The sequence below is a fragment of the Nocardia otitidiscaviarum genome (genome assembly GCF_007362295.1).
Classification (GTDB): Bacteria; Actinomycetota; Actinomycetes; order Mycobacteriales; family Mycobacteriaceae; genus Nocardia; species Nocardia otitidiscaviarum.
Map to the genome: position 1 here is coordinate 5,866,326 of NZ_CP041695.1, position 13,884 is coordinate 5,880,209.

Genomic DNA, 13,884 nt, shown 5'->3' on the forward strand with positions numbered 1-13,884 from the left:
TCGGCGCCGGGGTCGGGTCACATGCCCGGCCCCGGCTCAATTCTGGGTCCGCACCGGCTCTTTCGCGGGGTTTGCGTCCGGGGCGACACCGTCGTGCGCGACCATGGCGGCGGCCCGGCTCAGGGCCGGGCCCGGCGCCAGCAGGCCGATCAGCTGCCAGGGCGCGCGCTCCGGTCGGACGCTGTCGGGGTCCATGCCGAGCGCCTTCGCCGCGTCGAGGTCCACGATGCCGTAGCGCACCCCGAAATCGGAGATGTAGAAGAGGCTGTCGCGGCGCTCGCTATCGGGTTCGATTCCCGTGGATTGCGCATACGCGCCCGCGCCCGGCGGCATATAGAAGGCGTCCGCGTGCGGCCCGGAGCCGTCGGCCTGGGCGAAGGAGACCAGCCGCGCCCGATCCGGGATCGGCACGGTGTGCCCGGTCAGCACGGTCAGCTCCGCGCGGGTGCTGCCCTCGGACTTGTCGGCGACCGGAACGGGTTGCCAGGACAGGCAGGCCACGGGTTGGTCCTTGCCGTCGATGATCTCGGGGGCGGCCGCCGGATAGTCGGCGACCCGCAGTGCCGAGGAGACCGGGGCCGCCGTCCGATCCGCTTGGGCGATATGGGTATCGGTCGGCGTGGCGCGGTAGGTGTTGCGGACGATATCGGCCGTCAGCTCCGACACCGGTTGCAGGCCGTCGGCCAGCACCACGTAGTGACTGCCGTCGGTGCGCACCTGCACCACATCGCCGATCCGGTGATCACCGAGCGGATAGCCCGGTGCCGCACCGACATCCGCGATGGGCGGCGGCACGATGGGCAGCACCTCGGGGATGGCGTTGAGCAGCCCCTCACTGACGGGGCGCGGCGTCATACCGCGAATACCGAGGGCATCGACGACGGCGCGGTCGTTCATGTCCACCCGGGCCCGCCGATCGTCGTACACCAGGTACGCGGACTCACGGCCCCGCACCAGCAGCGCCCGGCCAGCGGCCAGCGGACCCGCCTTCTCCGCCAGTTCCGGATCACCGGCCAGCACGGCGGTGGTCAGCTCGCCGCTGCCGTCACTGGCGAGCGTGTCGCAGACCGTCCAGGCACGGCCGCGTCCGCTGTCGTCGAAGTTCAGCGAGGCGGGCGCGCCCGGAATGCCGATGAGCTGGCCGCGTGGCTTCTTGCCCAGTTCCGATTCCTTGACGGTGGCGGGTGCGGCGGCCTCGCCCGCCGCCAACCGGGCCGAGGCGAGATTGAGCGCCGGATGCACCACACCGTCGATGACCACGTAAACCGCACCGGAATCCTTGCCGATGAGGATGGTGCTGTTGCCCATCTTGTCCTGCGGACGCAGTAGCGCTAATACTCCGCAACCAGCCAGGGCGACCAGGGCGAGCACCAGGCCGACCGCGAACGCGCGCGACTGCGAGCGCATCGGGTCGTGCAGCATTCGCACGTCCCGGCGCACCAGTGCGTGTTCCATGCGGCGGACCAGGAAGCGGTAGCCGCTCACCTGCCAGCGCGTGGTCGGTTTCGAAGGCATGGATTCTCCCCCGACGGGTCATCGAGTTCGCTCGACACAGTACAGTTCCGCTGACAGCCGATTCCTATCGCACCTGGTCTTTGTCCGATTTGGGTCGCCACCGGCGGCCGCCGACGGAAGTTGGGGGACCATGATGGCCGCACCGGGCGAGACCGCCGCACCCACCGATCCGCCGACCGCGCCGCCGCCACCGGGCCGCCCGTTGCTCGGCTGGATCACCCTGCCGGATCTGGTGGGCGCGCAACTGGCCGGGCTGGCGGCGGGGTTGGCCGCATTCGCCTGCGGGGCGACGTGGTGGGCGGCGGTGGCGGTCGGCCTGGCGCTCATGGCGGCACTGCTGATTCCATTAGGCAAACGACCAGTTTCCTCTTGGCTCGCGACCTGGTGGTACTACCGGAGACAGCGCGCCTACCGCATCGGCGACACCCTCGACTTCCGCGCCGCCGACGGCCGCTCCCTCGGGATCTACCGCGACGGCAGCCGAGTGGTCGCCGTCGTGGAGGTGCTCGCCACCAAGGGCGGACTGACCCGGCTCGGCAGCGGTACCGTGCACGCCTCCCATCTGCTGCCGCTGCCGGAACTGGCGACATGCCTGCGGCAACACGACATCCTGCTCGCCGGGATCGATATCGTCGCGCACGGATTCCGCAGCCGCTCCGGCACTCCCGCCGGTGCCAGCTACGAGAAACTGCTGGGACCGCTGCCCGCCACCGCGCACCGCACGGTGTGGCTGGCCATCGCGTTCGACCCGCTGTGGTGCCCGCAGGCGGCACGACGGCGCGGCGGCGGCCTGAGCGGGGCCTGCCGCGCGGTCAGCATCGCCACCCAGCGCGTCGTGCGCACCCTCGCCGACGCGGACTGCACGGCGCGCATTCTCACCGCTCCCGAGATCCGGCAGGCGGCGGTGCAGGTGACCGGCGGTCTGGACCCGCGCGAACTCACCCAGCAGTGGCGGGGGGCCGAGGTCGGCAACGGCGTGAACATCGGTGCGGCGGTGGACCCCCGGCGGCTCGGCACCGACGTGCTCGACAGCCTCTGGGTGCCGCCGACCCGAGGCACCACCGTGGTGGTGCGGCTGCGTCCGGGACGGTCGGCGCACACCGTGCGAGTCGGGGCGGCGTGGCGGTTGACCATGCGCGAGCTGCCCGAGAAACCCCTACAGCCGCACATGATCTCGATGAACGGACGCCACCGCGACGGACTGCTCGCCCACCTGCCGCTGGCCCTGCCCGGAGCGGACGCCGCGGTGCCGACCGACGAATTCCCCGTCGCCGATCTCGACGCGCTGCGGCTGCCGTCCGCGGGCTGCGGGCAACTGCTCGGATCCGACGCCGAGGGCCGCGGCGTCGCCATCCGCCTGGTCGGACAGGGGATTTCCCGCGTGTACGTGGCGGGCGAGCTCTATCTCGCCCAGCAGCTGATATTCCGGGCGCTGGCCATCGGGGAACGGGTGCTGATCCGCACCGACCGACCGCACTCCTGGGAGCACCTCGTCACCACCATCGGCAATCCGGAGCGGCTCACCATCGCCACCGAAACCCACCAGCCCGACGCCGATTTCACCGCCACCGTCGTCGACGGCGTGCTCGCGCCCGCACCGCACGCGGGCATCACCACCGTCTACCTCACCGGCGACCCGCTCGGCTGGCCGGACACCAGGCCCGAGCTGTCCATCCACCAGCCCGGAGCCGTCGGCAACCGAATCACCTTGCGCACCGGCACCACTCGGGAGGAACTGACCCTGGTGTCCATCCCGAGCGAGACCACCTACATCGGCCGACCGCGCGGGGCACACGCCCAGACCCGGTGAGGCTCAACCGGGATACGGCTCCGACGCCCGCGCCGCCCGCAGGTGCCGGCCCCACCAGTCGAGCTGGCGCAGCAGCCGCCCGGCGGCGTCGACGGCCGCACCGTCGGCGGTCTCGCCCGCCGCGTCGAACTTGCGCTTGGCCTCGTGGAAACTCACGGTCTCGCGAATCGACACCATGTGGATCTCGGCCACCACCTGCCGCAGCTGCTCCACCGCACGCAGGCCACCCGACAGTCCGCCGTAACTGACGAAGCCGATCGGTTTACCCCGCCACTCCCGTTTGGCCGAATCCAGCGCCGTCTTCAACGACGCCGGATACCCGTGGTTGTACTCCGACGTCACCGCCACGAAGGCGTCCGCGGCCGCCACCCGCTCCCGGTACGCCAGCACCTCGGGCGTCTCGCTCAGATCCACCGGCAGCGGCGTATCGAGCAGATCCACCACTCCGACATCGAATCGCCCGTCTCCCCGCGCCGCCCGCAGAAACCAGTCCGCCACCACCGGCGCGAACCGCCCCGGCCGCGTACTGGCCACGATAACCTCGAGCCGCACCGGATCATCCATGCGCGCAGCCTAACCCCGAGCGGAAACCGGTGGCGCACCGCACGCTGACCGGGTGTCGCGCATCCCGATCCCCCGCCTCGACGGCCGCCGCCCCCGACCCGGTGGTCCATCGCCGCGGCGGGCGGTCAGGGCTGGGTGCCGGTGGCGTAGGCGGCGAGGCCCTGGGCGGGTGGGATGCGCGGGGTGAAATCGAGGGCGCGGCGGGCACGTTCGGGGTTGGCGACCAGGTGCCGGATATCGGTGGCGCGGTACCGGCCGGTGACGACGGGTTCGGGGCCGCCCAGGGCCTTGGCCAGCAGGGAGGCGACCTGCCAGACGGTGACCGGTCGGCCCGAGGCGATATTCAGCGGCACGAAGCCGGGCAGGTGCTGGCGGACGGCCGCCACCGTGGCGGCGGCGACATCGCGCACGTGCACGAAATCCCGGGTCTGGCCGCCGTCCTCGAAGATGTGCGGGGCGCGTCCGGCCGCGAGTTCGGCACGGAAGCGCGCCACCACACCGGCTTCCGCCGTCCGCACCGGACACACCGGGTCGCCGTACACGTGGTGGTATCGCAGCACCGTGGCCGACACCCCCGGCTGCGCCGCCCATGCCAGCGCGTAGTTCTCCTGCGCGACTTTGCTTGCCGCATAGGCGCTCCGGGGCCGCACCGGCGCATCCTCGCCCACCGGCTCCCAGGTCAGCAGATCGCCCGTGCGCGGGGCCCGGTGATCGAACATTCCCCGATCCAGATCGCGCCGCCGCCGCAGACCCGGATGGAACACCCCACCCCGCATTCCGCGATACCGCCCCTCCCCGTAGACCGCCACCGACGAGGCCAGTACCAGCCGCCGCACGCCGGCCCGCTCCATGGCCGCCAGCAGCGTCGCGGTCGCGGCGTCGTTGTGCGCCACGAACACCGACGCGCCCCGCATGAGATCCGCGCCGGGCATCCGGCTCGGGTCCACCGCCTCCGCGTCGACCGCGCCGGGCCCGGCACCCGCCAGGTGGCACACCACGTCGATACCGGGCAGCAACTCCGTCAGTGCGTCGGCATCGCGCACATCGACCACCGAAACCCCCTGCGGCGGTTCGGCGTCCGACCCGTGCACGTCCTCCCACATGCTGTCCACCGCGACCACCTCGTGCCCGGCCGCCGCCAGCGCCCGCCGCACATGCCCCCCGATGAACCCGGCCGCCCCGGTCACCAGCACCCGCGACCGCTCCCCCGGCCCATCACCCACGCTCATGCCCCCAGCGTAAGCGAGCGGCGACACCCCGGGCCGGGCCAACGCACGCCCCTGCGATCGCGCCGCACACCGCGATTCGGCCGGGCCCGGAGCCATAACGACCGACCCCAACGTTTCCGATTCTCGCCCCGAATACGCCCGCCGCCGGTTCCGGCGAAGCGAAGGTCCCCCCGGCACGACCGCACGCACTCGCCGGAGGCAACCCCGCACAACGTTCCGAGCCGCCGGGACGGCCGCCGCACCGGCCGCAGCCCGAAACGACACCGCACGCAACGACAGCGGCCGCGCACCCCGCCCCGGTCCGATCACCTCGGGCTCCGTCCTTGCCGTCGCCGGTGCCGGGGCGGACCAGTCCGGGCATCCCCGTGCGGTCGCATGACCAACGGCCGATGCGTCGCGCGTGGCGCACGCGGATCCGGCCCCGAGCGAGTACGTCCACCACCGCTGCCCGGTACGGGCACCCGACCGGTTACGGCAGTTCGAACGGCAGTTTCACGCCCGTGCCCGCGTGCACGCGGCAGTGGTCGCAGGTGTCGTCGCGGTCGACGGCGGCGACGGCACGGCGCACCAGGGTTTTGAACGGGACCAGGTTGCGTTCGAACTCGGCGAACACGGCCGCGGCGGAGACGCCCTCGCCGGACTCCAGCCCGGCGTCCAGATCGGTGACCAGAGCGATTGCGCTGTAGCACATTTCGAGTTCGCGGGCGAGGACGGCCTCGGGATGCCCGGTCATGTTCACCAGTTCCCAGCCCTGTCCGGCGAACCAGCGGCTCTCGGCGCGGGTGGAGAAGCGCGGCCCCTGCACGACCACCATGGTGCCGTGGTCCTTCATGGGGAGTTCGGTGACGGCGGCCGAGACGGCGGCCGCGCGCAGTTCGGCGCAGTACGGATCGGCGAAGGCGACGTGCACCCCGCCCGCGTCGAAGAAGGTCTGGTCGCGGCCGGAGGTGCGGTCCACCAGCTGGTCGGGTACGGCGACGGTGCCCGGCCCCCAATCGGCGCGCAGGCTGCCCACCGCGCACGGACCGAAGATCCGCCGCACGCCGAGCGAGCGCAGCGCCCACATATTGGCGCGGTAGGGCACCGTGTGCGGCGAGTACTCGTGCTTGCGGCCGTGCCGGGGCAGGAAGGCCACCGACCGCCCCTCCACCGTGCCGATGGTGATCGGGGCGCTCGGCGCGCCGTAAGGCGTCTCGGCCTCGACCGTGGTCGCGTCGTCACCGAAGAAGTCGTAGAACCCGCTGCCGCCGATAATGGCCAGCGTGGCCCGAGGATCCGCACTCATGCCCCGATTCTTGCGTATCCGTGCATGGGTGTCGGTGTCAGGTGGTGACGGCCCGCGCGCACGTGTACCCTAGGGGGGTATTAGCGGGCGAGGGCCGACACGGCCGGGAGTGAGGGTATGCCGGTGACCGACGAGAACACCACTGTCGAGGCGGCCGAGTCGTGCCACGATCACGCCACGCACGGCTACATCACCGCCAAGGACGACTACCTCAAGCGCCTGCGCCGTATCGAAGGCCAGGCCCGCGGCCTGCAGCGCATGGTCGAGGAGGAGAAGTACTGCATCGACATCCTCACCCAGGTCTCGGCCATGACCAAGGCCCTCCAGGCCGTCGCCATGGGCCTGCTCGAGGATCACATCAGCCACTGCGTGGTGGACGCCGCCGTCGCGGGCGGACCGGAAGCCGAGGCCAAGATCAAGGAAGCCACCGACGCCATCGCCCGCCTGGTACGCAGCTGAGCCCGGGTACGCGGCTGCGGTATCAAGCGCTTTCGCGCCCCACGAGACGGATCCGCTCGGCGCCCGGCGCGGCCGCCGTATCGCGGGAGCCCCGGCGGCGCGTGGCGGCCGGGGCGTCGGGTGCGACCACCGGCGGTGCGCCGAGCAGATCGCGCAGCGGCGGATCGACCCGGCCGACGCCGAGATTCAGATCGGCGTAGAGGAAACCCTCCTCGTCCTCGGCGAGGGGAGTGGCCAATTCGGCTCCGTCCGAGCCGAAGATGCGCGCGTAGCCCCCGCCGCGCGCCAGTCGCGCGTTCACCCCGGGCACCGACAGTCCGGCCGACCCCACCACCGCGCACGGGGCCAGTACGAATGCGCCGCCCTCGATCGCGTACAACCGGCTCGCCGTGGTGGGCGCGCCGATTCCGGCGGTATCCCCGGCGGTGAGGAATCCGGGCCAGGCCGCGACGTGGATCTGCTGTCCGTCGGCGCGCATGGCGCGGGTGAACAGCGGCCGCGAATTCTCCTGCCCGGACAGGGCGCCCAAGCGTCCGATGCGGCTGCGGTGCACCGTCGGCAGGCCCGGCGTGCCCGCGCTGAACACGCGCCGCTCCTGGCTGTTCAGTCCCGGTTTGCGGCGCAGCGACAGCACCGTCCCGGTGTCGTCGATGACGGCCTGTGTCATGAATACGCGGCGATCACACCGCTCCACGAATCCGAACACCACGTGTATTCGATACTCCCGGGCCGCGTCGAGTACCGCACGCATTTCCGCGCCGTCGCGGGTCATGGCGTTGGAGCGGTAGTGCGCAACGGATTCCGCCGCACCGCGCCCATCCGGCGATACCCACCACGGATAGCCGGGTACGAAAGCCTCGGGGAATGCGATCAGTTCCGCACCAGCCGCAGCGGCAGCGCCCATCAATTCGACAATATGTTCGATTCCGGCGCGCAGTTGCCATTTCGGCTCTGCTTGAACGACAGCGACCCGCACTTTCTCTCCCTCGGCAACTCCCGCGTAAACCCCTTCGTCTTCGCATTCTTTGCAGGAACGGGTTGCCGCACAATGCCTATCCGTGCCTGGTTACCGACCGTCCGTGCCAGTGCGGCGGCCCACCACCCTGAATGAGGCCGGGGTCGTGCCCTTTTCGACTCGGAAGGCCCGATAGAAATGCCGTTCGGTGAGGAATCCCGATGCGGCGGCGACAACCGCTATGGGCAGCATAGAGTCTCGGGCGAGCATTTCGCAGGCGTGTTCCACCCGCATTCGCCGCAATACCGCGGCCGGGCCCTCCTCGAAATCGTCGAACACGCGGTACAGGGTGCGGCGCGACATCGCGCAGCCGTCGGCTATTCGATCGACGGTGAGCTCGGGATCGGTGCAGCGGGCGCGCATGAAGTCGAGTACCCGCTGACGCGCGAAGGCGTCCGCGGACTGCTCGGACTCCGCCCCTCCGGCCGCCAGGGTGACCGCTGAGGCGAGCAGATCCATTCCCGGCGCCATGAGCAACCGCGCCTGATCCGGTTCCCGTCCCTGCAGTTCGGCCAGGTCCCGGAAGTACCGCGCCACCACCCCGGCGGGACTGTCGTGCGATACGGCGCTGGCGGTCGGCAATTCGTCGTCGACGAGTCCGGTGAGTTCCCGTATTCGCGCCAGCGGCACCCGCACGACCGCCATTTCCCATTCCTCGGGAATCACCCAGTGATAGGGCCGGGTGGTGTTGAGGAACACCAGCGAGCCGGGCCCCACCTCGGCGACCCGGCCGTCCTGATACAACCGCCCGTGCCCACCGAGCTGAACGGTCGCGATCAGATACTCGTCGCTCGACCGCGCGATCAGACCATTCGTGCGCCGCGCCTCCTGCGGCGTCGATCCGACGGTGGACAAGTCCATGTCGTCATAGTGGCCCAGTTCGATCCGTCCGTGAAAAGTCCCGGACGGCAGCGGTGCGGACGCCAGCGGCACATAGCTGTCCCCGAGCAGCGCCTCCCACTGCTCGAATACCTCCGCCGCCGACTCGTCGGCACCGGATCGCAGCTCGATTCGTTCGAGCGCCGACCGATTCAATTCCGCACTCACCTTGCACCTGGTGTACGTCGATGATTGCGTTGCAGTCTCTCAGATTCCCGGCGCCGATCCCAATGACCGCGCTTACAGTCGGCTTCCGTTCACGACGACTCGTGCAGCAGTGGCGCGAGTGTGCGCAGCGTCGCCATCGAATCGTCGTCGAGAACCTGCAGAACCACATGGTCGGCACCGGCGTCGATGTGGTGAATCAACTGTTCCACAACGGATTTCGCGCTTCCGTGCGCCACCAGGGCGTCCAGCAGCCGAGCACTGCCCGGTTTCACCAGATCGGCGTCCTGGAATCCCAACCGCCGCAGATTGCTCGCGTAATTCCGGAGGTCGAGATAGAACTCCACCCGCGGTATCGCCTGCGCCCGGGCGCGCACCGGATCGGTATCCAGCACCACCTTGTGCTCCACGGCCAGCAGTGCGTCCGGCCCGAGAATCTCGCGCGCACCGCGAGTGTGATCGGGGGTGACCAGATACGGCAGCGCGCCGGCGGTGCGATCACCGGCGAGTCGCAGCACTCGCGGACCGAGCGCGGCCAGGGCGCGCCGTTCCTTCGGCACCCCCGCGCGGTCCAACTCGTCGAGGTATTCGACAAGCACCTCGTAGGGCTTACGGTATTCACCGGTCATCTCCGGATGGCCCGCACCGATGCCGAGCAGGAATCGTCCCGGATAGCGGGCGTCGAGGCGATGGAAGGACTCGGCCACCTCCTTGGCCGGGGCCGACCAGACATTCACGATGCTGGTGGCCACGCTGATGGTCTCGGTGGCGGCGAGCAGTTCCGCCACGCCCGGCAGCTCGGCCGGCGGCGATCCACCCAGCCACAGCGTCCCGTAGCCGAGCCGCTCCAGCTCCCGGGCCTCTTCCGAGGTGAATCCCCCGTGGGCACGCCAGACACCGAATCTTCCGAGTTCCGTCATACCGAGAGCGAACTCTATTGCGCACTCGGCTATTCCACCGTCACCGCCGCCGTTCAGGCCGCGTGCACCGCGCTGAGATCGAGTTCGACGTCGGCGAAGAGAATGCCCTCGGCTCCGCCCACCAGCGGTGCGGCCAGTTCCCGCCCGCCGGGTGCGTAGATCCGGGTGTGCCCGCCCGGTCCGCGCACCAGCCGCTTGCCCGCGTCCGGCCCGCGGCGCTGTTCACTGCCCGCGACATCCATGACGGCACACGGCGCGATCACGAACATGCCGCCCACCACCGCGTACCAGAGCGTGGCGGCGGTGTTCACCCGCACGCCCCAGCCCACCTCCTTGGCGACGATGAAGCCCGGCCAGGACACCACGTGCAGCTGTGCCCCGGCACGCTCGAGATCCTGCCGGGCGGGCAGTCGCAGCTGCTCGGACCCGCCGTGCATGCCGATCCGCCCGATGGCGGAGCGGAATACGTAGGGCTGCACCCGATCTCCGGGCGTGAAGATCTTCGCCTCCAGTTCCGTCGGCTCCGGTTTGCGCCGCAATCCGACGAGATTCCCGCGATCGTCGATCAAGCCCTGCGACAGGTACAGGTCGTTGCCGGATCGTTCGCTGAATCCCAACACCACGTGAATCCGATTCCGCCGCGCCGCATCGGTGATGCGGCGGAACTCGGCACGGCCCACGATCATCGAATTGGTCCGGTAGCGGGCGAAGAACCCGGGTCCCCCACCGACCGAGTCCAACCACAGCCACCACGGATATCCGGGCAGGAACGCCTCGGGGAAGGCGACCAATCGCGCTCCGCCGGCGGCCGCCTCCGTGATCAGTTCCACGGTCTGCTCCACGCCGGCGCGCAGGTCCAACCAGCGCGGCTCGGCTTGCACCGCCGCGACTCGCACTTTCGAAAGCACCTCGCCTCCCCTCGACACTCACCGTTGATTGACGGTGCAATCACCCTTCGCCAGGTGAGTGCCGGGGCACACCGACATCTCGTGCCGTGCTACCGACCGTGCGTGCCTGGTTGGCTGTCGGGACCGAGACCGGTGCGGAATTCGCCCGGCGTCATCCCGGTCTCGTCGCGGAAGGCGCGATAGAAGTGCCGCTCGGTGCCGAAACCGGAGGCGAAGGCGATGGCCGACAGCGGCCGGGAGGGATCGGCGCGCAACAGTTTGCGGGCGTGCTCGATGCGCATGCGCCGTACCAGCGCGGCGGGCCCGCCGAACCCGGCGCAGACGCGATAGAGCGTGCGCCGCGAGACCAGGCAGGCGTGCGCGACCTCGTCCATGGTGAGGTCCGGGTCGGTGAACCGGCGACGTAGGTAGGCCAGCACCTGCCGCCGGGTGAAGATCGAGTCGGTGGGCGCGGCGGTATTGCCGCCCGTGGCCAGCAACACCGCCGAAGCGAGCATCTCCACGCACTGGGTGCCGAGTACGTTTGCCGCTCGGTCGCTTTCACCGGGCGGCAGTTCGGCCAGCCCGCGGAAGAATCCGGTCACCACGCCGAGTGCGCCGTCGGTGGGCATGGCCGTGGCAATCGGCAGTTCGTCTCGGGTCAGGCCGGAGTGTTCGAGCAGCTGGTCCATCGGGGCGCGCACGATCACCGACAGCGCGTTGTCCGTGGTGAGGCTGACCAGCGGCCGCCCGCTGTCGAAGAAGGCGATGGATCCGGTGTCGGTCTCGGCGCGCCGCCCCTGCTGCTCGGTCCAGTTGACCCCGTCGACGACGAAATTGGCGAGGAAGAACTCGTCGGTGGACTGATCCACCTGTTTACGCGATCGGATCACCCGCTGCGCGCTGGCGCGCATCAGGGTCACGCTGGAGCGCTCGAACTGGGTGCAGGTCAGCTGGCCGTGCCAGTGCCCCTGTGCCAGCGGCGCGACGGTCGCCGGCACCACGGTGTCGGCGACGATGGCCTCCCATTGTTCGAAGGCTTGGCGCGGCGAAACATCCGAGGTCGATATGACCTCGGCGGTGGCGGCAATCGGTCGGCCCACACCGCTATCTTCCCACCGAGTGGGCCGGAACTCCCAGCATTCCGATCGACGCTATGAGTTCGCTCGCTTCACATTCGCAGATAAGCGAATTCGATCGGACAAATCGGGCGCACATCAGGCGAGGTCGGACACCCGGAACGCCGCCGGGGTGACCCCCTTCTCCAGCCGGAAGGCCCGGTAGAAGTGCCGCTCGGTGAGAAAGCCGGACGCCCGCGCCACCGCCGCGATGGGCAATGCCGATTTCGTCAGCAGCTCGCACGCGTAATCCACCCGCATCCGCCGCAGCACCGCCGCCGGGCCGCCCTCGATCTCGTCGAAGACCCGATACAGGGTACGCCGGGACATCAGGCAGCCCTGGGCGATCCGATCGACGGTGAGGCCCGGATCGGTGCGGTGGGCGCGCATGTAGTCCAGCACCCGCTCGCGGGCGAAGGCGTCCGGGGTGGACCGCTCACTACCCGCGGCCAGGGTCACCGCGGAGACGAGCATGTCCATGGCCGGAGCCGCCAGTACCGCCGCCTGGTCCGGATCGGTGCGCTGGATTCCGGCCAGGCCCTGGAAATAGCGGGCCACCACACCGGTCGCGGAGTTACCGGGCAGCGCCACCACGGTCGGCACCTCGTCCAGGGTGATCCCGCTGTGCTCACGCAGTCGGCTCAGCGGGACCTGCACGACCGCCTTCTCCCACCGGCCCTCGATCTCCCAGTGGTACCGCTCCCCGCTGCCGTAGAGCACCATCATGCCGGGACGCAGCTCGGCGACCCGGTCACCCTGATGCAACCGCCCCTGGCCTCGGACGAAGATCCCGGCCAGCAGGTACTCCTCCTCGGCATCGGCGACCGCCCGCGCGGTGCGCCGCACCCGCTGCGGCGTCGACCCGACCGCCGACAGCTCCACGCCGCCGTATCTGCCGTGGCTGATCCAGCCGTGGAAGTGATGCGGCGCGGTGGGCGATACGGCCAGCGGGAAGTACGTCTCACTCATATGCGCTTCCCAGCGCTGAAACGCCTCACCCGACGAGACCTCGGCTCCGGAGCGGATCTCGACCTCGCGGATATCCGGCACCCAGCTGGTCACCGTCTGCCGCTCCCTCCGGCGGCGGTCACTCCGAGCACGGTGATGGCGGCATGGCAGGTCGACACGACTACTCCTCATCTCCCGAACGGACAGCTGTGCGAATACTCAACTGCCGCAGCAGCCCTCAGCGCCGGGCACGGTGCGCACCTCTCGCGTCTGGGCATTGCGGGCGGCCAGTTCGGCGGCGGACGGATAGTCGACGGCGACCAGGCTCAGGCCGTGCGCCGGGGCCACGGTCACCGCGCTGGAACGTTCCCGTTCGAGCAGCAGGCCCGCCACCCACTCCGGCGTGCGCCGCCCCTCGCCGACCGCCAGGACCGCACCCACCAGGCTGCGGACCATGGACCAGCAGAACGCGTCGGCGCTCACGTGGGCGGTGAGCAGATCGCCGGCGCGCTCCCAGTCGAACCGCTGGAGTTCACGTACCGTGGTGGCGCCTTCGCGGCGGCGGCAGAAAGCGGCGAAATCGTGCAGCCCCAACAGTTCTCGCGACGCGGCGCGCATGGCGTCCAGATCGACGTCGGAGCGGCAGGCGACCACGCTGCGCGCCTGCAACGGCTCCGCGCCGTAGGGCGCGGTGGTGAGGCGGTAGGCGTAGTGGCGGCGGACGGCGGAGAAGCGGGCGTCGAATTCCGCGGGCGGGAAACTCACCGCCTTGACCCGCACGTCCTTCGGCAGGAACCGCGCCAGCCGGTGCACCAGCCGCGGCCCGTCCACCTCGGCGCGGGTGTCGAAATGCGCGACCTGCCCCTCGGCGTGCACCCCCGCGTCGGTGCGCCCGGCCACGGTCAGCTGCACGGGCTCGCGCAGCACCTTGCTCAGCGACTCCTCGAGCACACCCTGCACGGTGCGCAACCCGGGCTGGCGGGCCCAGCCGATGAAGTCGGTCCCGTCATAGCCGATATCCAGCCGCACCCGCACCGCACCCGGCTCCGAATCCGCCACCGTCACAGCGACCTCCTGGATTGACATGAGT

General features: G+C 70.3%; 13 protein-coding genes. 2 read left to right on the top strand and 11 right to left on the bottom strand.

Going from position 1 to position 13,884, the window contains the following annotated elements; genetic code table 11:
* Positions 1-36 precede the first annotated feature (36 nt).
* Positions 37-1,515, bottom strand: coding sequence for a type VII secretion protein EccB (eccB, locus tag FOH10_RS26405; RefSeq protein WP_143982741.1), 1,479 nt, complete (start codon positions 1,513-1,515; stop codon positions 37-39).
* A gap of 130 nt (positions 1,516-1,645) precedes the next feature.
* Here eccB and eccE point away from each other — a divergent pair, with 130 nt between their 5' ends.
* Entirely contained in the window at positions 1,646-3,325 is a 1,680-nt protein-coding gene (gene eccE / locus FOH10_RS26410; protein WP_244961385.1) for a type VII secretion protein EccE, read from the top strand.
* Positions 3,326-3,328: 3 nt separating this feature from the next.
* Here eccE and FOH10_RS26415 read toward each other — a convergent pair whose 3' ends face one another.
* The 3 genes from FOH10_RS26415 to FOH10_RS26425 all read right to left on the bottom strand — a co-directional run bounded on the left by FOH10_RS26415 (position 3,329) and on the right by FOH10_RS26425 (position 6,403).
* Positions 3,329-3,889, bottom strand: a complete 561-nt coding sequence (locus FOH10_RS26415) for an NADPH-dependent FMN reductase (RefSeq protein WP_029923731.1) — start codon at positions 3,887-3,889, stop codon at positions 3,329-3,331.
* Between the two features lie 125 nt (positions 3,890-4,014).
* Complete coding sequence (locus FOH10_RS26420) at positions 4,015-5,118, bottom strand: NAD-dependent epimerase/dehydratase family protein (protein ID WP_143982742.1); 1,104 nt, start codon at positions 5,116-5,118, stop codon at positions 4,015-4,017.
* A 469-nt stretch (positions 5,119-5,587) separates the two neighbouring features.
* On the bottom strand, positions 5,588-6,403 hold the full coding sequence (locus FOH10_RS26425) for an S-methyl-5'-thioadenosine phosphorylase (protein WP_029923729.1): 816 nt from the start codon (positions 6,401-6,403) through the stop codon (positions 5,588-5,590).
* Positions 6,404-6,520: 117 nt separating this feature from the next.
* Here FOH10_RS26425 and FOH10_RS26430 point away from each other — a divergent pair, with 117 nt between their 5' ends.
* A complete protein-coding gene (locus tag FOH10_RS26430; protein WP_051036898.1) occupies positions 6,521-6,862 on the top strand; it encodes a metal-sensitive transcriptional regulator in 342 nt (113 codons plus the stop codon).
* 22 nt (positions 6,863-6,884) lie between these two features.
* Here FOH10_RS26430 and FOH10_RS26435 read toward each other — a convergent pair whose 3' ends face one another.
* From FOH10_RS26435 to truA, 7 genes are all read right to left on the bottom strand, one after another.
* A complete protein-coding gene (locus FOH10_RS26435; protein ID WP_081592245.1) occupies positions 6,885-7,838 on the bottom strand; it encodes a nitrilase-related carbon-nitrogen hydrolase in 954 nt (317 codons plus the stop codon).
* A gap of 90 nt (positions 7,839-7,928) precedes the next feature.
* Positions 7,929-8,924: a helix-turn-helix domain-containing protein gene (locus tag FOH10_RS26440; RefSeq protein WP_143982743.1), complete on the bottom strand. Its 996-nt coding sequence runs from the start codon at positions 8,922-8,924 to the stop codon at positions 7,929-7,931.
* Positions 8,925-9,013: 89 nt separating this feature from the next.
* Positions 9,014-9,841: an LLM class F420-dependent oxidoreductase gene (locus FOH10_RS26445; protein WP_143982744.1), complete on the bottom strand. Its 828-nt coding sequence runs from the start codon at positions 9,839-9,841 to the stop codon at positions 9,014-9,016.
* Between the two features lie 53 nt (positions 9,842-9,894).
* Positions 9,895-10,749 (bottom strand): nitrilase-related carbon-nitrogen hydrolase, encoded by an 855-nt coding sequence (locus FOH10_RS26450; RefSeq protein WP_039809987.1) that lies wholly within the window; start codon positions 10,747-10,749, stop codon positions 9,895-9,897.
* 89 nt (positions 10,750-10,838) lie between these two features.
* Positions 10,839-11,831, bottom strand: a complete 993-nt coding sequence (locus tag FOH10_RS26455; RefSeq protein WP_143982745.1) for an AraC family transcriptional regulator — start codon at positions 11,829-11,831, stop codon at positions 10,839-10,841.
* A 114-nt stretch (positions 11,832-11,945) separates the two neighbouring features.
* Positions 11,946-12,908 (bottom strand): AraC-like ligand-binding domain-containing protein, encoded by a 963-nt coding sequence (locus FOH10_RS26460; protein ID WP_186000595.1) that lies wholly within the window; start codon positions 12,906-12,908, stop codon positions 11,946-11,948.
* 105 nt (positions 12,909-13,013) lie between these two features.
* Complete coding sequence (gene truA / locus FOH10_RS26465) at positions 13,014-13,880, bottom strand: tRNA pseudouridine(38-40) synthase TruA (RefSeq protein ID WP_143982747.1); 867 nt, start codon at positions 13,878-13,880, stop codon at positions 13,014-13,016.
* Between the last annotated feature and the right edge of the window lie 4 nt (positions 13,881-13,884).

Bases quoted from the DNA above. Each gene is read 5' to 3' on its own strand.
- eccB (WP_143982741.1), bottom strand. From the start codon at position 1,515: ATGCCTTCGAAACCGACCACGCGCTGGCAGGTGAGCGGCTACCGCTTC.
- eccE (WP_244961385.1), top strand. From the start codon at position 1,646: ATGATGGCCGCACCGGGCGAGACCGCCGCACCCACCGATCCGCCGACC.
- FOH10_RS26415 (WP_029923731.1), bottom strand. From the start codon at position 3,889: ATGGATGATCCGGTGCGGCTCGAGGTTATCGTGGCCAGTACGCGGCCG.
- FOH10_RS26420 (WP_143982742.1), bottom strand. From the start codon at position 5,118: ATGAGCGTGGGTGATGGGCCGGGGGAGCGGTCGCGGGTGCTGGTGACC.
- FOH10_RS26425 (WP_029923729.1), bottom strand. From the start codon at position 6,403: ATGAGTGCGGATCCTCGGGCCACGCTGGCCATTATCGGCGGCAGCGGG.
- FOH10_RS26430 (WP_051036898.1), top strand. From the start codon at position 6,521: ATGCCGGTGACCGACGAGAACACCACTGTCGAGGCGGCCGAGTCGTGC.
- FOH10_RS26445 (WP_143982744.1), bottom strand. From the start codon at position 9,841: ATGACGGAACTCGGAAGATTCGGTGTCTGGCGTGCCCACGGGGGATTC.
- truA (WP_143982747.1), bottom strand. From the start codon at position 13,880: ATGTCAATCCAGGAGGTCGCTGTGACGGTGGCGGATTCGGAGCCGGGT.